Consider the following 26,660-nt stretch of genomic DNA (forward strand, 5'->3'; position numbering starts at 1 on the left):
GGGCCGCTTCGCGGCCCAGCGGGAGCAAACTCCCTCGCCACAAGTGATCATTTGAATCATGGGCGTCACAGCTTTCAACCGACCATAAAAACAAAAAAGGTACCTTGCGATGCACAATCAGATTGCCAGCTTTCGGGCGGCACTCGACGCCCGTCCGGTGTCGCGTTATCAGTGGCTGCTCCTTTTACTCCTGGCGTTGTTGCTGGTGACTGACGGCTATGACGCGCAGGTGTTGGGTTATGTGGTGCCCGCGCTGGCGCAGGATTGGGGGTTGGAAAAAGCCGCGTTCGCCCCGGTGTTCAGCGCCAACCTGCTGGGCCTGACCCTCGGTTCACTGGCGGTCACGCCGTTGGCCGATCGCTTTGGCGTGCGGCGTATTTTGCTGGGCTGCGTGCTGATCTACGCCAGCCTGACAGTGCTGATGGTGTTCGCCGACTCACTGAACACGCTGATGGCGGCACGGTTTATCTGCGGCATTGGCATGGGCGGCGCGATGCCCAGCGCCATGGCGTTGATGTCCGAGTATTCGCCGCCGCGCCTGCGCACGCTGATGGTCACGCTCGCGGCCTGCGGCTTCTCGTTTGGCGGCGCTGCGGGTGGCTTTGTCGCCGCAGGGTTTATCGACAGCTTTGGCTGGCAAGCGGTGTTCCTCGCGGGCGGCGTCACGCCGTTGCTGTTGTTCCCGTTTCTGGTCTGGTTCCTGCCTGAATCCCTGCCGCGTTTGCTGCGTGACCCGGTGCCGTACGCACGGCTGCGCAATGTCACCGCACGCATGCTGCCAGACTGGCAGCCGCCCCTGGCCTCAGTGCAACAGAATGCGCAGGAGCAGGGCAGTAAACTGACCGTAATCGAGTTGTTTCGCCATGGTTATGCGCGGCCGACATTGCTGATCTGGTCGACCTTTTTCGTCAGCCTGATCCTGCTGTATTTCATGATCAGCTGGCTGCCCACGCTGTTGCTCGAAAGCGGCCTGACGCTCAACGAAGCCAACCTTGTGACCTCTATGTTCCTGTTTGCCGGCACCCTTGGCGCAATTGGCATGGCCTGGTTTGCCGACCGTCTCAAGCGCAAGGTGCGCCTGTTGTCGGCGGTGCTGACCGCGGCGGCGGTGTGCACGATTCTGCTGGGGTTGAACCACGACAATCCGCGTTATCTGGTGGCGTTCGTGTTTGCCGCAGGGTTCTGCATCATCGGCGGTCAATTGACCCTCAATGCGTTTGCCAGCAACTTCTACCCGGCCCACGTCCGCGCTACCGGCACCGGATGGGCGTTGGGTGTCGGCCGGTTCGGTTCGATCCTCGGGCCGTTGTTTGGCGGCATGCTGCTGGCGATGCACATCCCGGTGCAGCAGATTTTCTTCTTCTGTGCGATCCCGGCCGTGATCGCTGCGTTGCTGATCATTCAGGTGCGTTCGCCGGTGGACGTTGCAAGTGTTGCACCTGATGCCCGCAAGGACCTGGGCGTAACGGCCAAACCCTGAGGCACCTCGCTCCAGGCCCCGTCAGCGGGCGCGGGCCTGGATCAGGCGCAGCCCCCAACCGGTCGAATAGCGGCCATCCGGTTGCTCCAGGTGGAAGATCGACCCCTTGAAGCGCTCCTCCAATTGCACCCTGGCGGCCGGGGTCAACCGGTCGACGTCGTAGGTTTGGCTGAGTGAACCCCAGAGTTCGGTGAAGTCCGGGTGCCACGCCACGTCGATGTCTTCAAACGTCACGCGGTCAAAATCCTTGCTGAACAGCGCCAGCCAACCGGCCTCGGTGCGCATGCGTGGGTCACCCATCGGCAAACGCGCCAGCGCATCCTGTTCGGCCACTTGGCGAAATACCTGAAAATACGCTTCGCCCAACGGCCCCCTCAGAAAGCCGCGACCGACAATGGCCGCGACCTTGCCGTGCTTGCGCAGCACGCGGTGGATCTCGCCGAGCACCTGTTCGATGTCATCCATTAACATCAGCGCCAGATGCGACACCACGACGTCGACACTGGCGGTGGCAATCGACAAGGCCTGGGCGCGTTCCTTGAGCAGGCGCACAGTGGGCGGCAGGGCTGAACGTGCCGCGTCCAGTTCAGCCTGGCTCATGTCCACGCCGATCAGGTTGAGCCTGCCGGGGTCGCGTTCCTCGAGCAGTTTGAGCAAGTAACCGTTGCCGCAGGCCAGGTCCAGCACGGTCACGGGTGCGGCCTGGGTGGCGAGGGTGGCCGTCAGCGCGGCATAGGACGACTCATGGCGCTCGCTGCGCAAATGGGCGAACGCAGCGCTGGTGGTGCCGGGCTTGCGTTGATGGAAGTCTTCGAGGAAGCGTTCAGCGGGTGACGGGGAACTCATGACAGCCTCATCCTTGGTGGCGCAAAAAGGTCGAACGGGAGTGGAGCATTTGGGGCGTCAATGCACAATCGAATTGGGAGGCAGGTGCCCGAGCCGTTCGGTCAGGCGGATCCGCTGAATCGGGTCGTCGCTGAGTAGCAGGGCATGTTCGAGGTCATAGCGCTCGGCATTCGGGCAGTCGAGCCGTTGGTACAGGCTGGCGCGGGCCAGGTAGTCGCTGGCGCTGGCGTTACCGAGTTCCAGCACCCGTTCGGCGTCGATCAGTGCGCCGATGTTGTCCTCGTTGGCCAGGTGCAACTGGCGCAGGTTGCGCGACAGTCGCTGGAGCATCTGCACCGGTTCGGCAGTGAGCAGGTGATCAGCATTGAGTTGCATGTTCGGGCCGTACTGGCGTTGCAGCAGTTCACGGCAATCGCCGGGGTACAGGCGTCGGCCGCCGCACGGGTCCAGCAGATGGTCGGCGCCCGGCACCCGTAACAGAAAGTGCCCCGGAAAGTTCACCCCGACCAGCGGGATCTCCAGCCGTCGGGCCAGTTCCAGTGCAATCAACCCGAGCGCCAGGGGTTGGCCGCGCCGACGTTCCAGTACTGTGTGGAGGAGGGCCGCCTGAGGGCGCAGTGGGGTGTACTCGTCCTGCTGGAAACCCAAGTCGTTCATGCGCCGCAGCAAGGGTTGACCCAACTCGCTGACCGGCAGCATCGGTAGCCCGACGCTGACCCGTTGCTGCAAGTCTTTAAAGCCCGCCAGCAGCGCTTCGGGTTTGACCTCGGGATCGTGTTCGGCAGCGATCCACAGCGCAGCCTCGAGGAGCGCGGGGGGAGAGCGTTGCAGGCAGTCGAAAAAAGCTTGGCGGGGTTTCATTAAAATCTCCGGCGAATGCCTCGTTTTAGCCCCGTGGCCGGCATTCGTCCAGTGCCGGACATAGCGTGTTGCAGGTTATGTCTTAAAGCCTGAATCGGTGGGCGGCTTATGCCTGCGCGCTCCAGCAATATTTTGGCGCAAGCCTATACTGGCGACTACAAGAAGTGTTTCGAGGGCCTTACGATGTTCGCTCTCATGCAAAGCACTCGCCTTGAATCGCTGCACCTGAGCGTTGATCCGGTCACGGGGTTGAAGGCGGTGATTGCCATTCATTGCAGCCGTCTGGGGCCCGCCCTGGGAGGTTGTCGTTACCTTGCCTATCCTGACGACGAAAGCGCTGTCATGGACGCTGTGCGCCTGGCCCAGGGCATGAGCTACAAGGCTGCGCTGGCCGGCCTGCCTCAGGGCGGCGGCGTGGCGGTGATTGTTCGCCCGCCTCACGTCGAAAATCGCGGGGCTTTGTTCGAAGCGTTCGGCCGCTGCGTCGAGCAGCTCGACGGTCGCTACATCACCGCCATCGACAGCGGCACGTCGGTTGCCGACATGGATTGCATTGCCCAGCAAACCCAGCATGTCACCAGTACCACGGCGTCGGGCGATCCGTCGCCGCATTCGGCCATGGGCGTGTTCGCCGGTATTCGGGCCACGGCCATGGCGCGCCTGGGCAGCGACAACCTGGAAGGGTTGCGCGTGGCGATCCAGGGCCTGGGCAATGTCGGTTTCGCCCTTGCTGAGCAATTGCATGCGGCGGGCGCCGAGTTGCTGGTCAGTGACATCGACCACGGCAAAGTCCAATTGGCCATGGAACAACTGGGGGCACACCCGATTGCCAACGATGCGCTGCTCAGCACCCCGTGCGACATCCTCGCGCCGTGCGGCCTGGGCGGCGTGCTCAACAGCCATAGCGTCACGCAGTTGCGCTGCTCGGCGGTGGCGGGCTCGGCCAACAATCAACTGACCAACCTGCATGTGGCCGATCAACTGGAGAATCGCGGAATTCTTTACGCGCCCGATTACGTGATCAATTCCGGCGGGCTGATTTATGTCTCGCTCAAACACCGTGGCGAGGACTTGCCGACCATCACCGCGCACCTTTCGAAGATCAGCTCGCGGTTGACTGAGGTGTTTGCCCACGCCCAGGCGGAAAAGCGTTCACCGGCACGGGTCGCGGACGACCTGGCGGAACGCGTGCTGTATCGCTGAAGGAGCGCAGGCCCGAACCGGCAAACGTGCTCCCCTAGAGCCTTGCGCCACAAGCGCGGGGCCCGACCACTGCGCGCTTATCCGGCGTGCCAGGAGCCCTGTGATGCCCCACAAGGTGGAGCTGCCTTATACCCGTTTTTTATCCCCTGATGGCCAGTTGCTCGGCGATTTGCCGGCCTGGGCCGATGACTTCAATACCTTGACCCGCCTCTATCGGCAGATGGTGCTGACCCGTCTGTTCGACCAGAAAGCCGTCGCCCTGCAACGCACCGGGCGCATCGGCACCTACGCGCCCACCCTCGGCCAAGAGGCGATCGGGGTGGCGGTCGGCAGCCTGATGCGTCCAGAAGACGTGTTGGTACCGTATTACCGCGACACCGCCGTGCAATTGATGCGCGGGGTGCGCATGGAGGAGATTCTGTTGTACTGGGGCGGTGACGAGCGCGGCAGCGACTTTGCCGACCCGGCGGCGGCCGAGGACTTCCCGATCTGTGTGCCGATTGCCACCCAGGCGTTGCATGCCTGCGGGGTGGCCAGTGCGTTCAGGATTCGCGGCGAGCATCGCGTCGTCGTTACGACCTGCGGCGACGGTGCCACCAGCAAGGGCGATTTCCTTGAAGCGCTGAATGTCGCCGGGGCGTGGCAGTTGCCGGTGGTGTTCGTGGTCAACAACAATCAGTGGGCAATCTCGGTGCCACGGCGGATTCAGTGCGGCGCGCCGACCCTGGCCCAGAAAGCCATCGGTGCCGGGTTCCATGGCGAACAGGTCGACGGCAACGACATACTTGCGGTCTATGACCGGATGCAAATCGCCCTCGAACGCGCGCGCCACGGCAAAGGCCCGGTATTGCTTGAGTGTGTGAGTTATCGCCTCGGCGATCACACCACGGCGGACGACGCAACGCGCTATCGCCCCGCCGATGAGGTCAAGCAGGCCTGGCTTGAAGAGCCGATCAAACGCCTGCAACGGTTTCTGGTGGGGCAGGGTGTGTGGGATGAGGGGCGCGAACAGGCGCTGATTGCCGAGTGCCAGGGGCAGGTGCAAGTGGCGGTGGATAACTTCGAGGCCGCCGGCCTTCAGCCTCCGGGGGCAGTGATGGATCACGTGTACGCCCGGTGGCCGCAAGCCCTGGCCGAGCAGCGCGAGTGGCTGCTCGAGCGTGCGGCGCGGCACGTGGGAGGGGCCGACCATGAGTAACGGTAAGGCGACGTTGCTGGAGGCGGTCAACCTGGCGTTGCACCGGGCCATGCGCGAAGACGAAAACGTCATTGTGCTGGGTGAAGACGTGGGCGTGAACGGCGGTGTCTTTCGCGCCACCCTGGGGCTGCGCGACAGTTTCGGCTTCAAGCGGGTGATTGACACGCCGCTGGCCGAGACCATGCTCGGCGGGCTGGTGGTGGGCATGGCGGCGCAGGGTTTGAAACCGGTGCTGGAGATCCAGTTCATGGGCTTCATCTACGCCGCCATGGAACACCTGGTGTCCCACGCCAGCCGCATGCGCAACCGCACACGGGGGCGCATCACCTGCCCGATGGTGTTGCGCACGCCGATGGGCGCAGGGATTCGCGCACCGGAACATCACAGCGAAAGCACCGAGGCGTTGTTCGCACACATTCCCGGAGTGCGTGTGCTGATTCCTTCTTCACCGGCACGGGCCTATGGCCTGTTACTGGCGGCCATCGACGACCCGGACCCGGTGGTTTTCCTTGAACCGACGCGGCTCTATCGGATGAATCCACAGCCGTTAATCGACGACGGTAAACGCCTGCCGCTCGATACCTGTTTCACCTTGCGCGAGGGCAGCGATATCACCCTGATCAGTTGGGGCGCGAGCGTCCTGGAAACCTTGCAGGCTGGCGATGCGCTGGCCGTGCGGGGCGTATCGGCAGAGGTCATCGACGTCGCCTGCATCAAGCCTCTGGACCTCGACACCCTTGAAGCGTCAGTGCGCAAGACTGGCCGCTGCGTAATCGTCCACGAAGCGCCGCGCACCTGCGGCGTCGGCGCGGAAATCGCCGCCAGTCTCTACGAACGGGTGCTGCTCGATCTACAGGCACCGATTCTGCGGGTCACCGCACCTGACATTCCGCCACCGCTGTATCGGCTGGAGTCGCTGTACATGCCGGGTGTCGAAGACATTCTGGATGCCTGCGATCGCGTGCTGCTGCACCACTTTTAAAGAGGCGCCTGAGGCGTGGGAGGCTGCGATGAAATATTTCAAACTGCCGGACCTGGGCGAAGGGCTGCAAGAAGCGGAAATCGTCGAGTGGCACGTCAAGGTCGGCGACACGGTGAAGGCCGATCAGTTGCTGGTCTCGGTGGAAACCGCCAAGGCACTGGTGGACATTCCGGCGCCTTACGACGGGGTGGTGGCCAGGACCTACGGCGATGCCGGTGACATTCTGCATGTCGGTGAGCCGTTGCTCGGATATGAAGGCGAGGCGGATGCCGGTACGGTGGTGGGCCGGCTCGAGGGCGGTGGCGGCACTCACGACGACCGTTTTTTTATCGGTGCGGCGCCGTCGACCCGCGAACACCTGAGCGCCCGTGCAACGCCCGCCGTGCGGCAACTGGCGCGGCAATTGGGCGTCGACTTGAGTGCACTCGCAGGCGTCGCTCATGACGGGCCGATTACCCGCAGCGACGTCGAACGGGCATCGCAAACCGCTTGTGATACGTTCGGTGGGGAGAAGCTGCGTGGAGTGCGCCGCAGCATGGCGCTGAACATGGCCAGGTCCCACGCCGAAGTGGTGCCGGTGACGATCTTCGCCGACGCCGATCTGCATCGCTGGGGCCATGCGCGTGAGCCGCTGATTCGTCTGGCCAAGGCGTTGGCATCGGCGTGTGCCGTGGAACCGGTACTCAACAGTGGTTTTGATGGCCCGTCACTGTCGATCAAACACCATGACACGCTGGACCTGGGCATTGCTGTGGACACCCCCGACGGCTTGTTCGTGCCGGTGCTGCGCGATGTTGGCAATCGTTCATCCGCTGATCTGAAAGAAGGCGTGACCCGTTTACGCGCCGACGTGCAGGCGCGTTCGATTCCGGCCAAAGAGATGATGGGGGCGACTTTGACCTTGTCCAACTTTGGCACCTTGTTCGGGCGTTACGCCAACCCGGTGGTGATGCCGCCGCAAGTGGCCATCCTGGCGGCCGGGGAGATTCGCGAGGAGCCGGTGGCGATGGACGGCAAAGTGCTGGTGCATCCGATACTGCCGCTGTCCCTGACGTTCGATCACCGGGTGGTGACGGGCGGCGAGGCGGCGCGGTTCTTCAAGGCGTTGGTCGAGGCGCTGGAGCAGCCGGAGCATTGAAATCCAGGCATGAAAAAGGCCCAGAGTCCGGGACTCAGGGCCTATTCAATTCGTGCGTTGCTTACTTGGCTGGTTTGGCAGCCTTGGCGGGCTTGGTCGGTTCATCGGGTTCAACCGATTCAGTCGACTCAACTGCCTCAACAGGCACATTGAGCAATTCTGAAAGAGCGTCTGGCTGGCTCTTGAACGCCTTGGCGAACACATCGCGGTTTTTCGCCATGTAGATCCCAGCCTCTTCCACCTGTTGCTCACTCAGCGACGGAACCGCTTTTTGCAACACTTCGGCCAGCAATTCGGCCAGCTCGAGCATTTTGTCATGACGGTCAGCTTCGGCTTTATCCATGAACAAGCGCTCCAGATCTCGGCTGCTGCGGTATACCACTTCGACGGCCATTCACCACCTCACATGCCTTCACATTGGTTGTCGTTTGCGACTACTGTATTTATATACAGCGAAAAGGATAAGCGAATCCCTGCGCTTTGGGTAGTGGCTTTTTAATGTAGACCGAATTCAGGGTTTGTCAGCGTGATCGCGATGGGGCCGCCAAAGCATTACAAAAGTGTCCAGTCACAATCCATGACCATCTTACCCAATAGCCGCTGGCCTTTTTTCTGCATGCAGAACAACCGTCACGTCAAAATCGCATGATTCGGTCACATCGACCTAAGGAAGTACCACTGTGAAAATAAATTGGGCCGAGAACCTTCGCCAGAACGTCCATCAGTTGGCCGAGTCACTGGGCAATCTCTTCGTCGAGACCTTCCACTACCTGGCGTTGTTTGCCATTGGTGCGGTCACCGCATGGGCGGCGGTGATGGAGTTTTTGCAGATGATCGAAGCCGGGCACATCAAGATCGATGACATCTTGCTGCTGTTCATCTACCTGGAACTGGGGGCGATGGTCGGGATTTACTTCAAGACCAACCACATGCCCGTGCGTTTTCTGATCTATGTGGCGATCACCGCACTGACCCGCCTGCTGATCTCCAACGTCTCGCACCACAACCCGCCGGATATCGGCATTATTTACCTGTGCGGCGGGATTCTGCTGCTGGCGTTTGCGATTCTGGTGGTGCGCTACGCTTCTTCGCAATTTCCGTCGGTGAAGATCGAGCACCCGCAACGCAAGGTCGGTGCGGGTTCCAGCGAGCACCCGGAAGTCGAGAAGGGCGAGCTCTAAAGCCTGGCCGGCAAGGGCACCGGATTCTTGCCTGAGGGGGGCGGCAGCTTGAGGCTGTCGCCGTCGGTCATGGCTTCGAGGATTGCCATGGCGCTGTGACCCTGTTCGATGGCGATGCCGAACTGAATGCTTTGCACCAGCCGTTGCAAGCGTTGCGGGTCATTGCGTTGCTCGGGGCTGATCATTCGCTTGGCGACGATTCGCCCGGCGTTGGAGAGGGTCAGCATGATGCTGCCGTCGGGGCCCTGAATGCTCAGGTTGATCTGATAGTCCGGCGCAAACGTGTCGGTAATCAGTTGGAAAGGGTTGTCCATAATGCGTCACCGCCTGATTGGATCGTGCAGTCATTGACCGGCCGTGATCGGGATTGGTTCGGTTTTCCAGACCGTCGGCAGGCTGTTCGCTGAGGTTTCACTAACGTCCGTATTCCTCAAGTCTGACGAAGCAAGGGGCATGCCGGTGCTGCTCCGGGTCAATAAACAGGCAATAAAAAGGCGGGCACCCGGTGGCCCGCCTTTTTCATTCATGGTCCTTTTCAGGGCATGACGGAGTAGATGATCGCTGACAGTGCGATCAAGCCGATCAGCACCACGAACACGTTCGAGGCTTGCCCCGAATACTGGCGCAACGACGGCACGCGACGGATCGCGTACATCGGCATCAGGAACAGCAGGCAGGCGATGACCGGCCCGCCGAGGGTTTCGATCATGCCCAGGATGCTCGGGTTGAAGGTCGCCACGGCCCAGCAGCTGAGGATCATGAACAGCGCGGTGGCACGGTTCAACCAGCTCGCCGACATCACCCGGCCACGGCCGCGCAGGCTTTTCACGATCAGGCCCTGGAAGCCTTCGCTGGCACCGATGTAATGGCCGAGGAAGGATTTGGTGATGGCCACCAGCGCGATCAACGGCGCGGCATAGGCGATGACCGGGGTCTGGAAGTGGTTGGCCAGGTACGACAGGATCGAGATGTTCTGCGCCTTGGCGGCGGCCAGGTCGGCCGGCGACAGGGCCAGTACGCAGCTGAAGCAGAAGAACATCACCGTCAGCACCATCATGGTGTGGGCGACCGCGAGGATCCCGCTGCTTTTTGATTCGGCCTGGGCGCCATAACGCTGTTTCTGATCAACCGCGAACGCCGAGATGATCGGCGAGTGGTTGAACGAAAACACCATTACCGGGATCGCCAGCCACAGGGTCTTGAAGAACAGCGGCAGCGGCATGCCTTCACTGGCCGAGGCGAAGAACGCGCCGTTCCAGTTAGGAATCAGGCTCACGCCCAGCAACAGCAACGCGGCGACAAACGGATACACCAGCACGCTCATGGCCTTGACGATCACGCCCTGGCCACACCGCACGATGGCCATCAGGCCGAGGATCAGTGCCAGCGACAACACCGCGCGGGGCGGCGGGGCGATGTGCAACTGGTGCTCCATGAAGCTGGTCAAGGTGTTGGTCAGCGCCACGCTGTACACCAGCAGGATCGGGAAGATTGCGAAGAAGTACAGCAGGGTGATCAGCTTGCCGGCGCCAATGCCGAAGTGTTCTTCCACCACTTCGGTGATGTCCCCGGAACGCCCGGACAGCACGAAGCGGGTCAGGCCACGGTGGGCGAAGAAGGTCATCGGAAAGGCCAGCAGCGCCAGCACCAGCAACGGCCAGAAACCGCCGACACCGGCGTTGATCGGCAGGAACAGCGTGCCTGCGCCAATCGCCGTGCCGTAGAGGCCAAGCATCCAGGTGGTGTCGTGTTTACTCCAGCGTGTCGCGGTGTCGCGGGTCAGGTCTACAGCAGGATTTTCGGCAGCAGGTGTACGTACATCGGTCATCGGTATTGCCTCGTTATTGTTCTTGCTCGGGCTCACGTTGGACAGACCGTTTGAAACTACTACACTCGGCAATACTGCGTTAAAAACAGGCTCGGAATGCTCATTTACAGCCAGTAAACTCCGCTTCCTCGCCTGTTTTTGCCTTGTCTTGCCTTCGCTCGCTACGTTTCAAACGGCCTGTCAGAGGCAGTCGTCAAGGAGTGCTCGTCAGCACTCCACCCAGCTGACAGCCAGGCCGCCCCGTGAAGTCTCTTTGTATTTGTCGTGCATGTCGGCACCGGTATCGCGCATGGTGCGGATCACCCGGTCCAGGGAGATGAAGTGTTTACCGTCGCCGCGCAGGGCCATCTGGGTGGCGTTGATCGCCTTCACGGCGGCAATCGCGTTGCGCTCGATGCACGGCACTTGAACCAGCCCGCCGACCGGGTCGCAGGTCAGGCCGAGGTTATGTTCCAGGCCGATTTCGGCGGCGTTTTCCAGTTGTTCGGGCGTCGCGCCCAGCACATCGGCCAAACCGGCCGCTGCCATGGCGCAGGCCGAGCCGACCTCACCCTGGCAGCCGACTTCGGCACCGGAGATCGAGGCGTTTTTCTTGCACAGGATGCCCACCGACGCGGCGGCGAGGAAGAAATTCACCACGTCGTCGTCCGTGGCCTCGGGGTTGAATTTCATGTAGTAGTGCAGCACTGCGGGAATGATCCCCGCTGCGCCGTTGGTCGGTGCGGTCACCATGCGTCCGCCTGCGGCGTTTTCTTCGTTCACGGCCAGGGCAAACAGGTTCACCCATTCCATTGCCGAGAGGGTCGAGCTGATGACGTTCGGCTTGCCGATTTCCAGCAGGCTGCGGTGCAGTTTCGCGGCACGTCGTGGCACATCGAGGCCACCGGGCAACACGCCTTCATGGCGCAGGCCTTGCTCCACGCATTCGCGCATTACCGACCAGATGTGCAGCAAGCCCTGGCGGATTTCCGCGTCGCTGCGCCAGGCGCGTTCGTTGGCCATCATCAGCTCGGAAACCCGCAGGCCGTGCTGGTTGCACAGCGACAGCAATTCCACGGCACTGGAAAATTCGTACGGCAACACTACGTCGCTGGCGGCCGGCACGCCCGACTCGGCTTCGGCCGCTTCGACGATGAAACCGCCGCCGACCGAGTAGTAGGTTTGTTCCCACAGTAGGCCGTTTTCGCCAAAGGCTGTCAGCGACATGGCGTTAGGGTGGTAAGGCAGGCTTTCGTCGAGCAGCAGCAAGTCGCGCTGCCAGTCGAAGGCAATGCTCATGCGACCGGCCAGCAGCAGTTCACCGTTTTCACGTAACTGCTGAATGCGCGGGCCGATGCTGGTGGGGTCGACGCTGTCGGGCCATTCGCCCATCAGGCCCATGACGCAGGCGCGGTCGGTGGCATGGCCGACGCCGGTGGCGGACAGAGAGCCGTAGAGCCGGACTTCCACGCGCCTGACATCGCCCAGCAAACCTTGGTCAAACAGCGATTGGGCGAAGGTGGCGGCGGCGCGCATCGGGCCGACGGTGTGGGAGCTGGACGGACCGATACCGACCTTGAATAGATCAAAAACACTGATAGCCATGCTAAAGCCTTACAAGCAATGGAGTAGGAATCGCTGCCATTTTTTGTAGGACAAGCGCAATGTCGGCGATACTGCCTACGTCGGTCAGCAGTGACCAACGAAATTTCCTAAGACAGGCTTTAGCAGGACTAAACGATGAGTCGTCAATTTCATGCCCAGACCTATGTCTGGCTGCATGTGTTTTCTTGTGCGGCGCGGCACTTGTCGTTCACGCGGTGTGCCGAAGAGTTGCACATCACCCCTGGCGCAGTGAGCCAGCAGATCCGCCAGTTGGAAGAACGCCTGGGTTTTCGACTGTTCCATCGACGTGCCCGAGGCGTCGAGTTGAGCGCCGAAGGCCAGCGCCTGGCGATTACCGTCAACGAAGCCTACGGCAGCATCGACGCCGAACTGAGTCGGCTGGACGCCGGGATGATCAGCGGCACGTTGCGTTTGCGTTCGATCCCCTCGTTTCTGGGCAAGTGGCTGACCCCGCGCCTGCCGCGTTTGCAGCAACGGTTTCCGGATATCCAGTTGCGGTTGGTGGCCGAGGACAGCAGCGTGGCGCTGCACGAAGGTGACTTCGACCTGGCCATCGACCTGAACGACGGCAGCTATCCGGGGCTGTTATCCACAGCCTTGCTCGATGAGCAGATTTTCCCGGTGTGTGCGCCGGGTCTGCTGCGTGGTCGCCCGCCACTGCATGGGCCGGCGGACCTGGTGCATTTTCCGTTGTTGCACGACATCACCGCCTGGCGTGGCAGCTATGAATATGCGGAATGGGAGTTCTACCTCAATGCCATCGGTTTCGACGGGGCAGAGGTGCGACGCGGGCATACCTTCAATCGTAATCACCTGACCATCGAGGCGGCGATTGCCGGCATGGGCGTGGCGATTGCCCGGCGCACGCTGCTCAACGATGAATTGGAACGCGGTACTTTGATCGTGCCGTTCGGTGTCGCGGTGCCCAATTACAAACGTTATGTGCTGCTGTATTCGCCGGGCGCATTAAGCCATCCGGGCGTACGCGCGGTGCATGACTGGCTGGTGGAAGAAGCGGAAATATTTCGCGGTTTGCACCCTTTGGGCGAGGGGCAGTTGTGAGGAATTGTTGCAGTAGAGCAGGGCGACCCAACTCCCGACCTTAACAGCGCTTTTGTCGGTTGTCCGGCTTTATTTGCGTCTGAAAAATTATCTTTTTTTAGGGGTTGAATTGTTTCTCCGTCTGCCCAACTCTGTAGTCAAGAGGTCACGGACACCCGGTTTCAAACACTGCACCGGACCTCTCGCGAGCTAGCTGAAATAAGGGAAGAACTATGCAAATCCAAGTCAATAGCGACAACCATATTCAAAGCAGCATCCGACTGGAGGAGTGGGTACGTACTACCATTGAGAGCACGCTCGAACGTTATGAAGAGGACCTGACACGGATCGAAGTCCACCTGCGGGACGAGAACGGCGATAAACCCGGACCACACGACATGCGCTGCCAGCTTGAAGCGCGGCCAAAAGGCCACCAACCGGTTTCCGTGACTCATAAAGCCGACACCCTGGAACAGGCCATCGAAGGGGCGGCCACCAAGCTCGAACACGCGCTGGAACACCTGTTTGGCAAACTGCGCGGTAAACGCGCCACAGTGACGCCACTGCCGACAGGCGCTCATGCCGATGCGCTGCTTGAAGAAGAATTTCTCGAGAACGAACAGGCCGCGCTCAATAGCTGACGCCTGACATACCTTTACCACCCCAATGAAAACGGGCCTGCCATTGCAGGCCCGTTTTGTTTGTGCCCAGGCATGGCGCGTAGCGCAACCAGCTTTACGGCGATGAACCCAAAGGCACTTGATGAAGCCCGCGATATAGATCGCCGGCGTAAAGTCGGAGAGACGCTAGGGCTGCTGGCCGGCGTTCCTTGTCGGGCGCTTGTGGAGCGAGGGCCAGTTACTGGCCTATGCATTTGACTACGAACAGACCGTGAAGGGACGACTTGTTCCTGCACCGTTGGAAACAACGCCTGGACCCAAACCGATATAAGTCAACCGGCCCAGCCCCGAGATAATGGGGCTGGGTTTTGATCGGCAATAGAGGCGGGGAGTGTCAGCTATCGCTTCCTTTCTGGTGTGTGCCGGGCATTGATGTCACTCAGAACGCCACCGATGTCTGCACATACAAGGTCCGTGGTTCGCCCACGTATTTGCCCATGTTGTTGTCATCGAACGAGCGCGTGAAGTACTGGTGGTTGAGGATGTTTTTCACCCCTACGGCGACGTTCAGGTCCGACAGTTGCGGGCCAAAATCATAGGCCGCCCGGCTGCTGAACAGCATGTAGCCAGGGATCTTGCCTGCGTTGCCGGCCTTGCTTTCCTTGACAGTGTTGGCGTTGTCGGCGAACTGGTCGCTCTGGTAGCTGCTGTCCAGGTTCAGTTTCCACTGGCCTTCGGTGTAACCGATGCCCAGCGTTCCTTTGTGTCGGGAAGAGAACGGCACGCGGTTGCCCTTGTTTGGCCCGTCTTCGCGGATGCTCGCGTCAACGAACGCGTAGGTGGCATAGACATCGAAGCCGGCCAGTGCCGGGTTCAAACCGTCGAGTGCATAGTTGATGCTGGACTCGATGCCCTGGTGGCGGGTTTCACCACGGGCGATCACCGTATCGGTGGTTTGATTGCTTTCGTACTGGTTGTCGAAGTTGATCAGGAACGCACCGATTTCGGCCCGCAGGTTGCCGTTGTCGTAACGGGTCCCAAGCTCCCAGGTGCGAGCCTTTTCCGGTTTGACTTCACCCTTGTCGACGCGTTTGCGCATCTGGCTGTACTGCACGCTGCCGAACGAGCCTTCGGTGTTGGCGTAGAGGTTCCAGCTGTCGTTTAGGTGGTACAAGACGTTCAAGGCCGGCAGGGCGGTGTTGTAGCTGCCCTGGTATTTGGCGTTGGCGAGGTGGTCGGTTTGCTGCGAGTCGATCATTTCGTAGCGGATACCGGGCGTGATGGTCCACTTGCCGATATCGATGCGGTCATCGAGGAAAATCGCGTGGGCCTCGGTGCTGCCACGGGTATTGCGATCACGCTTGCTGCCGGTGGTCGGTAATTCATTGGCGGCGATGGGCGTGGTGAAGCGCTGTTCGTGGCCGGCCTCGTTGATGTAACGGTAACCGAGGCCTACTTCGTGCACGGTTTCGCCCAAATCGAAGCCCTGGGCGAAACGGCTTTCCAGGCCACGTACCCAGTATTCGCGAGGTGACAGCGAGAGGAACTTGGTCTGGTCCAGGTAACCGTTGCGCAGGGTCTTGGTGAAGAAGCTGTTGACCGTGAATTCGCGGCGATCTTCCTGGTAACGATAGCCGACATTGAACATCGTCCTGCGCCCCCAGAACTGATCGTTCGGGCGTGTCGACTGGTACGGGTCGGCCTTGTAGTCGGCGACGTTCAGGCCACCCGGCATGTCAGCCTTGCCTTCGTAATACTGGGCGGTGGCGTTGAAGCTGTTCGCCTCGTCGAGCTGGTACTTGCCCTTGAGGATCAGGTCGTCGATTTCGGTGTCGCTGTGTTCGCGCCAGTCGCCACCGCGTGTGCCGGAATACAGCAGCGCGCCGCCCAGGCCATTGTCGGCGGTGCCACCGGCCAGCAGATTGCCGGTTGTCTTGAAGCCGTCATGGCTGGAAGACGGGCTGGTTTCGGTCTGGAACCCTCCTTTGACGGTGGGCGCATCCGGGATAGCCCGGGTTACGAAGTTGACGATCCCGCCAACGTTTTGCGGGCCATAACGCACTGCGCCACCGCCGCGTACCACGTCGACCGCGTCCATGTTGCCCATGCTGATCGGCGCGAACGACAACTGTGGCTGGCCGTACGGCGCGAACGGTACAGGAATGCCGTCCATCAGCACTGTGGAGCGCGAGGCCAGGCGAGGGTTGAGGCCGCGAATCCCGAAGTTCAGCGCCATGTCGTGGCTGCCGGTGCCGTTGTTGTCCGGTGCGTTGACGCCGGGGATCCGGTTCAGGACGTCACGGGCCTGGGTCGCGCCCTGGCGTTCGAATTCCTCGCGACGGATCACGTCACGGGCACCGGGGTGTTCGAATACATTGGTTTGCGCCGCATCGCCCAACCAGTCGCCGACCACGTTGGATGCGCCCAACTCGACGGCAGCCCCCGCACTGGCCGGTTGCAGGCTGAACGCGTTGTTGCCTTCGGCGCGGGCTTGCAGGCCGGTGCCTTCGAGGAGTTTTTTCAGGCCTTCCTCGGCGTCGAAGTTGCCGTTCAGGCCATGGCTTTGCACACCGCTGGTGACCTGCGAGCCGAAGGAAATCAGCACGCCTGCTTCACGCCCGAATTGGTTCAGGGCACTTTCCAGCGAGGCCGGCGCGATCTGGTACGGCTTGGCCTCGCCGGCAAAGGCTTGCGGCAGTATGGCAAGGCCCAGGCTGGCGCCCAGCAGAAGGTGGCGCAGTGAACGGGCAAGCGGGGTGAGGCGAGAGGGCTGAGCGGGCATGCGGACGATCCTGAGAAGGAGGGAATCAAGGTGGCTTTCCTTCTCTGTCACGCCAGATCTGAAAAACGGCTCACGTAGTACGAATTAATTTCGATGATCGCTTTCTGTGGCGAGGGTTCAGGCCCTCGCCTCAACGGTCACCCAATAGCGGGTAAAGCGCTTCACGGTTACCGGCAAACTGATTTCCAGCAGGTCGAGAATGCGTTCGCTGTCATCCAGCGGATAACTGCCGGAAATCAGCAGGTCGGCCACCTTGGCGTCGCAATGGAGTTGGCCACGGCGATAGCGACCGAGTTCGTCGAGGAAGTCCGCCAAGCGCATGTGCGCCGCCACCAGCATGCCGTCGGCCCACGCGCCGCTGTTGGCGTCCAGGGCTCGCGAAGGTTCTGCACCCTGGGCGCTGAAGCTCAATTGCCGGGATTTTTCGATGCGCAGCGACGCGCCGTGCTCCGGCAGTAATTCCACTCTGCCGTCGAACACCGACACTTGCGTGCGGGTGCTGAACTGGCGGACGTTCAATCGAGCACCTTGAGCCTGCAACAGGCCTTGGGCGGTCTGCACCTGAAGCGGTCGGCTGTCAGCGGCGCCGGTCAGGAGGATCTCGCCTTCGAGCAGGCGGATCAACCGCTGCTGCCCATCGAAACGCACGTCCACCGAGCTGTTGGTGTTGAGCTGCAACTGGCTGCCATCGCTGAGCTGCCAGGTACGACGCTGACCGATCGGGCTGCGGTAATCCGCAAGCATCGGCGTCAGTGGACTGTGCTCGCGCAGGCCCCAGGTCGCGGCGGAACCGGCCCCGAGAATCAACATCAGTTTCAGTGCCCGACGACGACTGCTGGAGGCCGGTGCATTGAGCGTTGCATGGGCCAGCGGTGAATACACACCGCGAAAACGCTGGTTGACCCGCTGAATATGCTCCCACGCCCGTTGGTGTTCGCTGTGGGCGTCCAGCCATTGTTGCCAGGCCAGTTGCTGACGTGGGCTGAGGGGCGCTTCCTGCATTTCGATCAGCCAGTGCACCGCTTGTTCGGCGACTTGCGAAGAAAAGCCCGGCTGAGTGCCGTTGATCGCGGCGTTCACAGGGCAAAGTAGCAGCGCAGGGCTGCCTTGTTCAGATGACGTTTGACCGTGGCGATGGAAATCCCCAGCGTCTGGGCGATCTCGCCGTAACCGAGGCCATCGACCTGCGCGAGCAGGAAGGCGCGCTTGACCGGTCGCGGCAAGCCATCGAGCAGTTGATCGAGCTCCACCAACGTCTGCAGGATGATTGCCTTGTCTTCCTCCGACGGAGCGACGATTTCCGGCAACTGCGCCAGCGCTTGCAGGTAGGCGCGCTCGAGGTCCTGGCGGCGGTAATGGTTGAACAGCACACGCTTGGCAATCGTGGTGAGAAACGCGCGCGGTTCGATGATCTGCGGCGTTTCACGGGCGGTCAGCACCCGCATGAAGGTGTCCTGAGCCAGGTCGGCGGCGCTGTGGGGGCAGCCGAGTTTGTGCCGCAACCAGCCGGTGAGCCAGTTGTGATGGGCGTGATAAAGGACTTCGACGGTACTGCTCACCGCGAACACTCCGGGCAACCTGGGGATGCTTAAGAGAACAAGAATTGTTCGCATTGTAGAGGTGAGTGCTGGTTTTGGGCAATCGCCTGTGACCGATAGAACGGCGTGTGTCTCATCAGTCTGCTTTGCGTATGAGAATATTTATCATTAGTATTGGCGCCTCGTTGCCCCGGTGCAGGTGTCGCACCGTGCTGGATTCCCCTCGTTTCAAGGTCGAAACATGAAAAGCAAACTCGGCGCGCTTCCCGTCTCCTATCGCCTGGCTGTCACGTCGCGGATCTTCGCGGCGGTGTTCGGCGGCTATGCCGTTGCGGCGCTGGCCAGTGTCAGCCTGAGTGTGTGGTTGCCGATCCCGCGTGCCGAAGCCGTGGTCAGCGGGATGATGATGTCGTTTCTGGTGTACCTGGTGGCGGTGCTCTGGTGCTTTGCCTGCCGCACCGCGTGGCAGGCCTGGTTCGGGCTGATGGTGCCGAGCCTGGTGCTGGCGGCGCTGGCCGGGCTCGCCTACGGGATGGGCCACCGATGAAAGAGGGTTTTCGCCAGGCCATGGCCTGGTTGCACACCTGGACCGGGTTGATTTTCGGCTGGCTGCTGTTCGCGATTTTCCTGACCGGCACCCTGTCGTATTTCAAGGACGAGATCAGCCACTGGATGCAACCCGAAGTGCCCATGCGTGCGGTGAGCGCCGACGCCAGCCTGGTGCTGGCGCAGGATTATTTGCAGCAACACGCCAGTGGTGCCTCACGCTGGTTCATTACTTTACCCAACGCTCGTGAGCCGGCGCTCTCGGTCATGTGGCAGGACCCGGCCGCCGAAGGCGAGCGCGGCAACTTCACCGAAAAACTCTTCGACCCGCAAACCGGTACCGAGCTTCACGCCCGCGAAACCCGAGGCGGCGAATTCTTCTACCGCTTCCATTTCCAGCTGCAAATGCCGCACCCGTGGGGCCGCTGGTTATCGACCTCGGCGGCGATGTTGATGTTGGTTGCGCTGATCAGCGGGATCATCACCCACAAGAAAATCTTCAAGGACTTCTTCACCTTCCGTCCGCGCAAGGGGCAGCGTTCGTGGCTCGACGGGCATAACGCACTGGGTGTGCTGGTGCTGCCGTTTCACCTGATGATCACCTACAGCAGCCTGGTGATTTTCATGACGATGGTGATGCCGGCGAGCATCCTCGTTTCCTATGACGGCAATACCCGAGGTTTTTTCAACGACATTTTCCCGGACTCTGAAACCGTGCCTGCGGCCGGCAAGCCAGGAACGTTGATGCCCTTGGGGTCGTTGATGGCGCAGGTGCGCGAGCAATGGTCGGGTGGCCGCGTGGCGCAAGTGGAGGTGAACAACCCTGGCGATCTCAATGCGTCGGTGAATGTGTATCGCGACGGGTCCGACCGGGTGGTGCATGAATTCGGCAACCTGGTGTCGTTCAACGGCGTCAGTGGCCAGGTGCTGAACGTATCGCCGGGGCAATCGCTGCCCATGGCGGTTGCCGGAAGTTTCTACGGGTTGCACATGGGGCGTTTTGCCGAACCGGTGCTGCGCTGGCTGTATTTCATCTTTGGCCTGGCGGGCACCGCGATGATCGGCACCGGGCTGGTGCTGTGGCTCGGAAAACGTCAGTTGAAACACGCCAAAAGTGGCGTGATGCCGTTCGAGTTACGGCTGGTGCAGGTGTTGAATGTCGCCGGCATGTCGGGGCTGTTGCTGGCGGTGGCGACGTTCTTCTGGGCCAATCGCCTGTTGCCGCTGGCGCTGGCCGAACGTGCGCAATGGGAAGTGAACAGTTTCTTCATTGCCTGGGGCCTGAGCGTGTTGCACGCGATGCTTCGGCGCGGTCGCGTGGCGTGGGTCGAGCAACTGACCTTGGCGGCGCTGCTGTTTGCCGGCGTGCCGGTGCTCAACGCACTGACCACCGCGCAACACCTTGGTGCCTCCATCCCTCAGGGGGACTGGGCCATGGCCGGTTTCGACCTGACGTGCCTGGGCAGTGGTGTATTTCTGGCCTGGGCCGCGTGGAAAATGCAGCGCTTGGCCACGACTCAAACCGCCGCGAAACCCCGCGCCGAACGGCCTCGGCCGTTGACGCTTGAACAGAAGGTGAGCTGAATGCTGTTGGCGCTGCTGCTCTGCTACACGGGTTTCACTGCATTGTGCCTCTCCTTGGATCGGCACCACGCCGAGGTGCTCGGGAAAAAAACGTCGGTTCGGCGTCGGCTGGGTTTGCGCCTTGGCGGCGGGTCGCTGCTGGTGCTGTCGTTGTGGGTGGCGGTGGTGACGTTCGGTTGGAGCCGAGGGCTGGTGGAGTGGTGCGCGGTGCTGATGATCAGCGCTTTGCTGCTGGTCTGGTTGTTGGCGTATCGACCGCGTTGGGCGTTGGCGATGGCTGTGTTGGGTCTGCTTGCCAGCCCGGTCGCCGCGTTTGCGTCGCTGTAGTTCAGGCAACGTTTGATGATTGGCACGCCGCCCGAATTACCTGACCTGGACAACGCCGAAGTGCGGGGCGGTCGTGCGCACTTTCTGCAGGTGTTTCTGTCCCAGCGCTCGCAGATGGAAGCGCTGGTCAGTCGGCGCGTAGGGTGTCGGGCGACGGCGGCGGACCTGGTGCAGGACTTGTTCCTGCGGTTCTGGCGTCGACCGCTGGTGCAGGTTGAAGAGCTCAGCACTTACCTGTTGCGTTGCGCCGGCAACATCGCCATCGACCACTTGCGCAGCGAAGGCGCGCGGGTGCGGGTCAACGAAGGCTGGTTGCCGGAGCAACAGGACAACCAGGGCAGTGAACCGCAAGCGGCGCTGGAAGCGGGCAACGATTTACGCCATGTCGAAACCGCGTTACGCAGCCTTCCCGAGCGCACGCGGCAGATCTTTTTGCTCAATCGCATTCACGGCCGCAAGTACGCCGAAATTGCCAAGGCCATGGGCCTTTCGCAAAGCACCGTGGAAAAACATATGATGCGCGCCCTCGAAGCCTGCAAGGCCAGCCTGCGAGAACCACCGTCGCGCACGCCAGGGAAAGCACCGTGAATCACACCGCCCGCGTCATCCCGACGCCCGATCAGGAGCAAGCCGCGCTGGCCTGGCTGAGCCTGTTGCATGACCAGCCGAGCAGCGGCGATCAGCTCACGTTCAGCCGTTGGTTGCAGGCCGACCCGGCCCATGTCGAGGCGTATGCCCAGGCGCAGGTCGTGTGGGAGTTGAGCGAGGTGCCGGCCCGCACCCTCGCCGACGAAGACGCCTTGGCCTTGCAGGGTTTCCTCGCTGCGATGAACCGTCCCCGGCGCTCCCGTGTGCGGCGCTGGTCAGGGGCGTTGGCGATGGCTGCGTGTTTGCTGTTGATGGTGTCGATGGGGGCCGGGTGGCAGCCGTTGCGTTGGGTCGATGACCTGGGCGCCGACTACGTCTCGGCCCCGGGCGAAATTCGCACTGTAACCCTGGCCGATCAATCTCGCGTGACCCTCGATGCCGACAGCGCGATTGCCGTGGACTTCAGCCACGGTGAGCGGCACATCGAGTTACGGCGCGGCGCCGGTTTTTTCAGCGTGACCCACACCGGCGAGCCCTTCGTGGTGCAGGCCGAACAAGGCGAAGCGCGGGTGTTGGGCACGCAGTTCGAAGTTCGTTTGCAACCGGCCGGGGCGCAGGTGACCGTGTTGTCGGGGCGCGTCGGGGTGACGGCCGGGCAGGGCGCCGCACAGCAGATTCTCACGGCGGGCCAGCAAGTGGCCTATGGCGCCGGTGTCGCCGAACCGTTGCACGCCGTCGACAGCGAGGTCCGACTGGCCTGGCGTCAGGGCTGGTTGAATTACGCCAAGGCACCACTGGGCGAGGTGGTCAATGACCTGCGCCGGTATTACCCCGGCCGTATCCTGCTGCTCGGCGACACGTTGGCCACCCGCCGGGTCAGCGGCAGTTTCCCCCATCAGGACCCGCAAGCGGTGCTCAATTCCCTGCAAGGCGTGCTCGGCTTCGAACAACACAGCGTGCTGGGGCGGTTGATTATCCTGCGCTGAGCCGGGCCTTGCAGGCTCGTCATCCAACCTTCATCTCAATTCCACTGTTCTGTCACTAAACCGTTACAACTCCCGAGGATGATCTGCGCATTCCTGAACAAATGGTCAGGAACAGCCGGAGGGCTCTTTCGTCATTCAGATGATTGAATAAAAGGGAGGTGTGCAATGCGCAGTTGGGATGTCACCCACAAGAAGAAAGCTCATATCGAAATCATCCCGATGATCGATGTGATGATGTTTCTGCTGGTGTTCTTCGTATTAATCAGCCTCAACGTCATTCCCGCAGTGGGCATCAAGACCCAACTGCCCGTCGCCAGTCAGGCGCAACAATTAAAACCGCAAAACAAAGCCATCATTACCCTGGGTCTTGAAGAGCGTCTGCAACTGGACGGCCTGGACATTAATGAAAGTGCCTTGCTGAGCCAACTTAAAGTGCTGAACAACAGCGCCGAAAAGTTGGTGATCATTATCAACAGCGACCAGGGTGTTGAAGTCAAACGGCTGGTGTCGGTGATGGACCTGCTCAAGGGCAATGGCTTCTCTTCCGTTTCTATCGCCACGCGCAAGACCTGACGCCATGTTCAGACTTTATAACGCTCGCAAGTTGATCGCGTGCCTGCTGCCGGCTTGTCTGGTGGTTCTCGTTGTCTACGCCAGCCGCCTGCAGAGTTTGCAGATCAAACCGGTGTACGACGAGAGCACGGTCGAAATCGCGCTGATCGATGCCGCTGATTTATTGGCCACCGTCGAACCCACGCCCGAGCCACCGCCACCCGAGCCTGAGCCCCCGGTGATCGAGCCGGAAATGGTTGAACCGGTGGTCATCGAGCCGCCCAAACCCAAACCGGTGGTCAAGCCACGCCCTCCCGCGCCTAAACCTGTGGTGGTGAAGCAAACGATTGCGCCCCCTGCACCCGCTGCCCCGGCCCCGGTTGCGCCCACGGCGTCACCCGCTGCTGTGGTTGCGAGCGCCGCGCCAAAACCGGCGGCCCCCAACCCGGCGCCGAGCAACGCCACCCAGGAAAGTGCCTACACCGTGGCATTGCGCAGGGAACTGGAAAAACACAAGCAATACCCCAGCGGCCGCGAAGCGTCATTGCAACGCCCCCACGGTGATGTGGTGATCTGGCTGGAAGTTGACCGCTCCGGCAACGTGTTGAACAGCGGCATCGAAAGCAAGGCGCCGAACATGTTGCTCAACCGGGCCGCACAAACCAGTTTGCGCCGCGTGGAGAAAGTCTCGCCGTTTCCCTCCGAGGCATTCTCCGGCAAAGACAAACAACGGTTTACCGCGACCTTCAGTTACAACGTGGAATAGCACTAGCGTGGAATAACCCGCCCTCAACTCTCAATAGATGTAAGTAAGGGACTACCCGTGAAAATCAATAAACTCTATGCCCTGCTATTAGCATCGGGCCTGGGCGGCTTTGCGCCGTTTGTACTGGCTGACGACTCGGTGGATGTGGGCGCGGTGAATGTGGCCGGCAAACAAACCCTGGGCAACGGCCATATGATCAAGGAAGAAAGTGCCAAGTCGCGTTCCACCGTGACCAAGGAAGCCATGGATGAAATGGCGCCCACTTCCAATGGTATCGACAAACTCAAGTACACCCCCGGGATTAACGTTTCCAGCACTGACGCCACTGGTTTGAGTGGCACCAGTTTCACCATGCGCGGGATGAACTCCGATCAGGTCGGCCTTTCTTCCGATGGTTTTCCGATTAACGACTCGGGCGACTACAGCATTTACCCCAACTTGCTGGGCGACCCGGAAAACCTTGCCGAAGTGTTCGTGACCCAAGGTTCTTCCGAAGCCGATGGCCCGCACATCGGTTCCAGCGGCGGCAACATCGGCATGGTGACGATTCGCCCGGAACAGGATTTTGGCATCTTCGCCAAGCAATCCCTGGGCTCGAACAACCTGCAAAAAACGTTCGCACGGGTTAACACCGGCAATCTGGGCGGCTTCAAGACCTGGGTGTCGGCGTCCCATACCGAAGGCGACAAGTGGCGCGGTAAAGGTTCGTTGCTGGCTGACAAGGTGGAATGGAACACCTTGTTTGAAGACGACAACGGCAACTCGACCAACGCCATCGTCAAATACAACCGCCAGGAAAACTACAACTACAACACCCTCAGCAAGGCCCAGTTCGAGAACCAGGGCCGGGGCCTGGATTACGCTGAAAAGACTGTCTACAACAAGGCCGGTCAGGTGCTGCAATCCTACAAGCTCAACCGCAACCCGTTCGAAAGCGTGACCGCGTCCGTGACCCAGCGCTTTCAACTGCGCGATGACCTGACGCTGACGTTCAACCCCTATTACGTCTGGTCCAGCGGCGGCAGTTTCAGCGGCCAGACCGCGAGCACCGTCACCAGCACCTCAAGCAAGGCGGGCAACTACGACCTCAAGGGGCTGGGCGCCAACACCTATTATCGGCCGTCATGGACCGAGACCTGGCGCCCTGGCATGACCAGCAAACTGAAATGGGACATCAACGAGGAACACAGCCTGGACGTCGGCTACTGGTACGAGCGCGCACGCCAGCGCCAGACCCAGCCGTTCATCGCGATCAATCCGGGTGGCAGCCCGGTGGACATCTGGGGTGACTATGGTGCTTCCAATCAACTGGTGGACCGCAACGGCAAGACCGTTCAGGGCCGTCACCAGTACACCGTGACACCGGCGCAGAAACTCTGGGTGCAGGACACCTGGCTGGCGACCCCGGACCTGACCCTGACCGGTGCCCTGGCGTATCAGTACGTCGAGCGCGATGGCAACAACCTGGGCAGCCTCACCGACAAACCGGAGAAGAAAGACGCCCGCTACCATCAGTTCCTGCCCAGCTTCAGCGCCAAGTATCAGGTCGATGCGGCCAACCAGGCGTTCTACAACGTCACCCGCAACATGCGCACACCGCCCAACTACGTGCTGTACAACAAGGGTGATTCGTTCAGCCTCAAGCCTGAGTTGAGCTGGAACCAGGAGCTGGGCTGGCGCTACAGCGAAGACGCCATGGCGCTGAGTGCGAGCCTGTTCTACATCACCTTCAAGGAACGGCAGCTGTCGAGTACCGACCTGAATGGCGACTACGTGGTGACCAACGTCGGCGACGTGACCAACAAAGGCCTGGAACTGGAGTGGAGCGGCCTGCTGCCGCACAACTTCAACTACTACGCCTCGTACACCTACACCGAGTCTGAGCAGCAGGACGATTTGCGCAACAAGGGCGTGTTGTTGCCCACCTCCGGCAAGCAACTGGCCAACGTGCCGCAGAACATGTTCAACCTGAGCCTGGGTTATGACGATGGCCGTTACTACGGCAACGTCGCGGGCAAATACGTGGGCAGTTACTACGGTGATTTGACCAACGACGAGAAGATTGCCGGGCGTACCGTGGTCGACCTCAATAGCGGCGTGCGCCTGCCAGTGGACAAAAAACTGCTGAAGTCCGCGACCCTACGTTTCTCGATGCTCAACGTGTTCGACAAGGAATATTTGTCCTCCACGCGCACGGTGTCGTTCAACTCGCAAAAGACCAATGGCCTGGCGCCGAGCACTGCGTACTACAACGTCGGCGAAGAACGCACGGCCGTGGTTTCGCTGGAAGCGGCGTTCTGATTTCTGCTGAATTCGTCCCTACACGAGGGTTTACCGATGGACATGAATCTGCTGCACGACATCACCTTCTACACCATGTACGGCGCGGCCGCGATTGCTGCTTTCATCGCCGTGGAACGTGGCATTTACTTCAGTTTCAGCCTGCGTCAGGCAAAAAAACTCGAAGCGGTGCTCAACCCTTCCATGCACGCGGTCGAGGACTTGCCCGCCGCTTTGCGTCAGCGCAACAGCCTGCCGCTGGAAATGCTCGACAGCCTGTTTGCACATAAGCAGGGGCTGGCCAGCCACAAGGACCTGGAGGACCTCAGCGAGTCGATCTACATTGCAACCCGCAGCAAGCTGATGCATGGTTTGTGGCTGCTCGAAACCGTGGTTACCGCTGCGCCGTTGCTGGGCTTGCTGGGCACCATTCTGGGGATCATCGACACCTTCAAGGCCTTGGCCGAGACCGGTGTGTCCGATCCGGGCGAGGTTTCCAAAGGCATCGGCACCGCGTTGTACGCCACGGCACTGGGGATCGCGATTGCCCTGGGCAGCATGATTTTCCATAACCACTTTCAGGACCGGGTGGAGCGCATTACCGACCACCTGAAAATCCTGTTGCTGCGCGCCGGCATGGGCACGGCGCTCAAGGTGGTCGAGACGCCTCGTGCCATAAACGGGCAGTTGCAACCGGCCTGACCCCGTTGGGTTGGGCAGGGGCCTCG

General features: G+C 61.1%; 25 protein-coding genes and 1 pseudogene. 17 read left to right on the forward strand and 9 right to left on the reverse strand.

The genetic code is table 11. The features are described from left to right. Positions 1-109: 109 nt before the first annotated feature. Entirely contained in the window at positions 110-1,480 is a 1,371-nt protein-coding gene (locus tag AC1Z1G_RS04840; protein ID WP_483625310.1) for an MFS transporter, read from the forward strand. Positions 1,481-1,501: 21 nt separating this feature from the next. Here AC1Z1G_RS04840 and AC1Z1G_RS04845 read toward each other — a convergent pair whose 3' ends face one another. Then, entirely contained in the window at positions 1,502-2,326 is an 825-nt protein-coding gene (locus AC1Z1G_RS04845) for a class I SAM-dependent methyltransferase (protein WP_483625312.1), read from the reverse strand. A gap of 57 nt (positions 2,327-2,383) precedes the next feature. Continuing rightward, complete coding sequence (locus tag AC1Z1G_RS04850) at positions 2,384-3,187, reverse strand: SirB1 family protein (protein ID WP_483625314.1); 804 nt, start codon at positions 3,185-3,187, stop codon at positions 2,384-2,386. A 183-nt stretch (positions 3,188-3,370) separates the two neighbouring features. Here AC1Z1G_RS04850 and AC1Z1G_RS04855 point away from each other — a divergent pair, with 183 nt between their 5' ends. The 4 genes from AC1Z1G_RS04855 to AC1Z1G_RS04870 all read left to right on the forward strand — a co-directional run bounded on the left by AC1Z1G_RS04855 (position 3,371) and on the right by AC1Z1G_RS04870 (position 7,708). Next, a complete protein-coding gene (locus tag AC1Z1G_RS04855; RefSeq protein ID WP_483625316.1) occupies positions 3,371-4,390 on the forward strand; it encodes a Leu/Phe/Val dehydrogenase in 1,020 nt (339 codons plus the stop codon). Between the two features lie 103 nt (positions 4,391-4,493). Further along, the gene (pdhA, locus tag AC1Z1G_RS04860) at positions 4,494-5,588 is read left to right on the forward strand and encodes a pyruvate dehydrogenase (acetyl-transferring) E1 component subunit alpha (protein ID WP_483625318.1); all 1,095 of its coding nucleotides are present in this window, start codon (positions 4,494-4,496) and stop codon (positions 5,586-5,588) included. Beyond that, positions 5,581-6,570 (forward strand): alpha-ketoacid dehydrogenase subunit beta, encoded by a 990-nt coding sequence (locus AC1Z1G_RS04865; RefSeq protein WP_483625319.1) that lies wholly within the window; start codon positions 5,581-5,583, stop codon positions 6,568-6,570. The genes pdhA and AC1Z1G_RS04865 overlap by 8 nt, the downstream gene beginning before the upstream one ends. Positions 6,571-6,598: 28 nt before the next feature. Continuing rightward, entirely contained in the window at positions 6,599-7,708 is a 1,110-nt protein-coding gene (locus AC1Z1G_RS04870) for a dihydrolipoamide acetyltransferase family protein (RefSeq protein ID WP_483625321.1), read from the forward strand. Between the two features lie 154 nt (positions 7,709-7,862). Here the strand turns inward: AC1Z1G_RS04870 and AC1Z1G_RS04875 are convergent. Next, a pseudogene (locus AC1Z1G_RS04875) lies at positions 7,863-8,102 on the reverse strand (YebG family protein); the annotation flags it as partial. A gap of 286 nt (positions 8,103-8,388) precedes the next feature. On the opposite strand from AC1Z1G_RS04875, the gene AC1Z1G_RS04880 reads away from it, so the two are divergent. Then, entirely contained in the window at positions 8,389-8,889 is a 501-nt protein-coding gene (locus tag AC1Z1G_RS04880; protein WP_483625323.1) for a phosphate-starvation-inducible protein PsiE, read from the forward strand. Here the strand turns inward: AC1Z1G_RS04880 and AC1Z1G_RS04885 are convergent. The 3 genes from AC1Z1G_RS04885 to AC1Z1G_RS04895 all read right to left on the reverse strand — a co-directional run bounded on the left by AC1Z1G_RS04885 (position 8,886) and on the right by AC1Z1G_RS04895 (position 12,301). After that, positions 8,886-9,203: a DUF3509 domain-containing protein gene (locus AC1Z1G_RS04885; RefSeq protein ID WP_483625325.1), complete on the reverse strand. Its 318-nt coding sequence runs from the start codon at positions 9,201-9,203 to the stop codon at positions 8,886-8,888. The two genes, AC1Z1G_RS04880 and AC1Z1G_RS04885, sit on opposite strands and share 4 nt — an antisense overlap. A 221-nt stretch (positions 9,204-9,424) precedes the next feature. Further along, the gene (locus AC1Z1G_RS04890; protein ID WP_483625327.1) at positions 9,425-10,717 is read right to left on the reverse strand and encodes an HAAAP family serine/threonine permease; all 1,293 of its coding nucleotides are present in this window, start codon (positions 10,715-10,717) and stop codon (positions 9,425-9,427) included. A 207-nt stretch (positions 10,718-10,924) separates the two neighbouring features. Further along, positions 10,925-12,301 carry an L-serine ammonia-lyase gene (locus AC1Z1G_RS04895; protein WP_483625329.1) on the reverse strand — a complete coding sequence of 459 codons (1,377 nt, stop codon included), beginning with the start codon at positions 12,299-12,301 and terminating at the stop codon, positions 10,925-10,927. A 135-nt stretch (positions 12,302-12,436) separates the two neighbouring features. Between AC1Z1G_RS04895 and AC1Z1G_RS04900 the strand changes: the two genes are divergently transcribed. Further along, positions 12,437-13,384, forward strand: coding sequence for a LysR substrate-binding domain-containing protein (locus tag AC1Z1G_RS04900; protein WP_483625331.1), 948 nt, complete (start codon positions 12,437-12,439; stop codon positions 13,382-13,384). A gap of 212 nt (positions 13,385-13,596) precedes the next feature. After that, positions 13,597-14,004, forward strand: a complete 408-nt coding sequence (locus AC1Z1G_RS04905) for an HPF/RaiA family ribosome-associated protein (protein ID WP_483625333.1) — start codon at positions 13,597-13,599, stop codon at positions 14,002-14,004. Positions 14,005-14,422: 418 nt separating this feature from the next. On the opposite strand, the gene fecA is transcribed toward AC1Z1G_RS04905, so the two are convergent. From fecA to AC1Z1G_RS04920, 3 genes are all read right to left on the reverse strand, one after another. Then, a complete protein-coding gene (fecA, locus tag AC1Z1G_RS04910; RefSeq protein WP_483625335.1) occupies positions 14,423-16,765 on the reverse strand; it encodes a TonB-dependent Fe(3+) dicitrate receptor FecA in 2,343 nt (780 codons plus the stop codon). Between the two features lie 117 nt (positions 16,766-16,882). Beyond that, positions 16,883-17,845, reverse strand: a complete 963-nt coding sequence (locus tag AC1Z1G_RS04915) for a FecR domain-containing protein (RefSeq protein WP_483625337.1) — start codon at positions 17,843-17,845, stop codon at positions 16,883-16,885. Next, the gene (locus tag AC1Z1G_RS04920; RefSeq protein ID WP_483625339.1) at positions 17,842-18,378 is read right to left on the reverse strand and encodes a sigma-70 family RNA polymerase sigma factor; all 537 of its coding nucleotides are present in this window, start codon (positions 18,376-18,378) and stop codon (positions 17,842-17,844) included. Before AC1Z1G_RS04920 ends, AC1Z1G_RS04915 begins: the two co-directional genes overlap by 4 nt. 166 nt (positions 18,379-18,544) lie before the next feature. Between AC1Z1G_RS04920 and AC1Z1G_RS04925 the strand changes: the two genes are divergently transcribed. From AC1Z1G_RS04925 to AC1Z1G_RS04965, 9 genes are all read left to right on the forward strand, one after another. Then, positions 18,545-18,850, forward strand: coding sequence for a DUF3649 domain-containing protein (locus tag AC1Z1G_RS04925; RefSeq protein ID WP_483625341.1), 306 nt, complete (start codon positions 18,545-18,547; stop codon positions 18,848-18,850). Beyond that, positions 18,847-20,433: a PepSY-associated TM helix domain-containing protein gene (locus AC1Z1G_RS04930; protein ID WP_483625343.1), complete on the forward strand. Its 1,587-nt coding sequence runs from the start codon at positions 18,847-18,849 to the stop codon at positions 20,431-20,433. The genes AC1Z1G_RS04925 and AC1Z1G_RS04930 overlap by 4 nt, the downstream gene beginning before the upstream one ends. Further along, positions 20,434-20,760, forward strand: a complete 327-nt coding sequence (locus tag AC1Z1G_RS04935; RefSeq protein ID WP_483625345.1) for a DUF3325 domain-containing protein — start codon at positions 20,434-20,436, stop codon at positions 20,758-20,760. It begins immediately after the preceding gene. 15 nt (positions 20,761-20,775) lie between these two features. Further along, positions 20,776-21,348: an RNA polymerase sigma factor gene (locus tag AC1Z1G_RS04940; protein ID WP_483625347.1), complete on the forward strand. Its 573-nt coding sequence runs from the start codon at positions 20,776-20,778 to the stop codon at positions 21,346-21,348. Next, a complete protein-coding gene (locus tag AC1Z1G_RS04945; RefSeq protein ID WP_483625349.1) occupies positions 21,345-22,334 on the forward strand; it encodes a FecR family protein in 990 nt (329 codons plus the stop codon). Before AC1Z1G_RS04940 ends, AC1Z1G_RS04945 begins: the two co-directional genes overlap by 4 nt. A gap of 165 nt (positions 22,335-22,499) precedes the next feature. Continuing rightward, positions 22,500-22,907, forward strand: coding sequence for an ExbD/TolR family protein (locus AC1Z1G_RS04950; RefSeq protein ID WP_347904217.1), 408 nt, complete (start codon positions 22,500-22,502; stop codon positions 22,905-22,907). A gap of 4 nt (positions 22,908-22,911) precedes the next feature. Next, positions 22,912-23,652 (forward strand): energy transducer TonB family protein, encoded by a 741-nt coding sequence (locus AC1Z1G_RS04955; RefSeq protein WP_483625351.1) that lies wholly within the window; start codon positions 22,912-22,914, stop codon positions 23,650-23,652. A gap of 57 nt (positions 23,653-23,709) precedes the next feature. Continuing rightward, a complete protein-coding gene (locus AC1Z1G_RS04960; RefSeq protein ID WP_483625352.1) occupies positions 23,710-25,953 on the forward strand; it encodes a TonB-dependent receptor family protein in 2,244 nt (747 codons plus the stop codon). 36 nt (positions 25,954-25,989) lie between these two features. Continuing rightward, complete coding sequence (locus tag AC1Z1G_RS04965) at positions 25,990-26,634, forward strand: MotA/TolQ/ExbB proton channel family protein (RefSeq protein WP_347904223.1); 645 nt, start codon at positions 25,990-25,992, stop codon at positions 26,632-26,634. Positions 26,635-26,660 lie beyond the last annotated feature (26 nt).

Source organism: Pseudomonas sp. JL27(2026) (assembly GCF_056933555.1).

Coding starts and splice junctions, on each gene's coding strand:
- AC1Z1G_RS04900 (WP_483625331.1), top strand. CDS start 12,437: ATGAGTCGTCAATTTCATGCCCAGACCTATGTCTGGCTGCATGTGTTT.
- fecA (WP_483625335.1), bottom strand. CDS start 16,765: ATGCCCGCTCAGCCCTCTCGCCTCACCCCGCTTGCCCGTTCACTGCGC.
- AC1Z1G_RS04890 (WP_483625327.1), bottom strand. CDS start 10,717: ATGACCGATGTACGTACACCTGCTGCCGAAAATCCTGCTGTAGACCTG.
- AC1Z1G_RS04865 (WP_483625319.1), top strand. CDS start 5,581: ATGAGTAACGGTAAGGCGACGTTGCTGGAGGCGGTCAACCTGGCGTTG.
- AC1Z1G_RS04940 (WP_483625347.1), top strand. CDS start 20,776: ATGATTGGCACGCCGCCCGAATTACCTGACCTGGACAACGCCGAAGTG.
- AC1Z1G_RS04870 (WP_483625321.1), top strand. CDS start 6,599: ATGAAATATTTCAAACTGCCGGACCTGGGCGAAGGGCTGCAAGAAGCG.
- AC1Z1G_RS04905 (WP_483625333.1), top strand. CDS start 13,597: ATGCAAATCCAAGTCAATAGCGACAACCATATTCAAAGCAGCATCCGA.
- AC1Z1G_RS04840 (WP_483625310.1), top strand. CDS start 110: ATGCACAATCAGATTGCCAGCTTTCGGGCGGCACTCGACGCCCGTCCG.
- pdhA (WP_483625318.1), top strand. CDS start 4,494: ATGCCCCACAAGGTGGAGCTGCCTTATACCCGTTTTTTATCCCCTGAT.
- AC1Z1G_RS04935 (WP_483625345.1), top strand. CDS start 20,434: ATGCTGTTGGCGCTGCTGCTCTGCTACACGGGTTTCACTGCATTGTGC.
- AC1Z1G_RS04920 (WP_483625339.1), bottom strand. CDS start 18,378: ATGCGAACAATTCTTGTTCTCTTAAGCATCCCCAGGTTGCCCGGAGTG.
- AC1Z1G_RS04930 (WP_483625343.1), top strand. CDS start 18,847: ATGAAAGAGGGTTTTCGCCAGGCCATGGCCTGGTTGCACACCTGGACC.
- AC1Z1G_RS04885 (WP_483625325.1), bottom strand. CDS start 9,203: ATGGACAACCCTTTCCAACTGATTACCGACACGTTTGCGCCGGACTAT.
- AC1Z1G_RS04965 (WP_347904223.1), top strand. CDS start 25,990: ATGGACATGAATCTGCTGCACGACATCACCTTCTACACCATGTACGGC.
- AC1Z1G_RS04955 (WP_483625351.1), top strand. CDS start 22,912: ATGTTCAGACTTTATAACGCTCGCAAGTTGATCGCGTGCCTGCTGCCG.
- AC1Z1G_RS04850 (WP_483625314.1), bottom strand. CDS start 3,187: ATGAAACCCCGCCAAGCTTTTTTCGACTGCCTGCAACGCTCTCCCCCC.
- AC1Z1G_RS04845 (WP_483625312.1), bottom strand. CDS start 2,326: ATGAGTTCCCCGTCACCCGCTGAACGCTTCCTCGAAGACTTCCATCAA.
- AC1Z1G_RS04855 (WP_483625316.1), top strand. CDS start 3,371: ATGTTCGCTCTCATGCAAAGCACTCGCCTTGAATCGCTGCACCTGAGC.
- AC1Z1G_RS04950 (WP_347904217.1), top strand. CDS start 22,500: ATGCGCAGTTGGGATGTCACCCACAAGAAGAAAGCTCATATCGAAATC.
- AC1Z1G_RS04925 (WP_483625341.1), top strand. CDS start 18,545: ATGAAAAGCAAACTCGGCGCGCTTCCCGTCTCCTATCGCCTGGCTGTC.
- AC1Z1G_RS04895 (WP_483625329.1), bottom strand. CDS start 12,301: ATGGCTATCAGTGTTTTTGATCTATTCAAGGTCGGTATCGGTCCGTCC.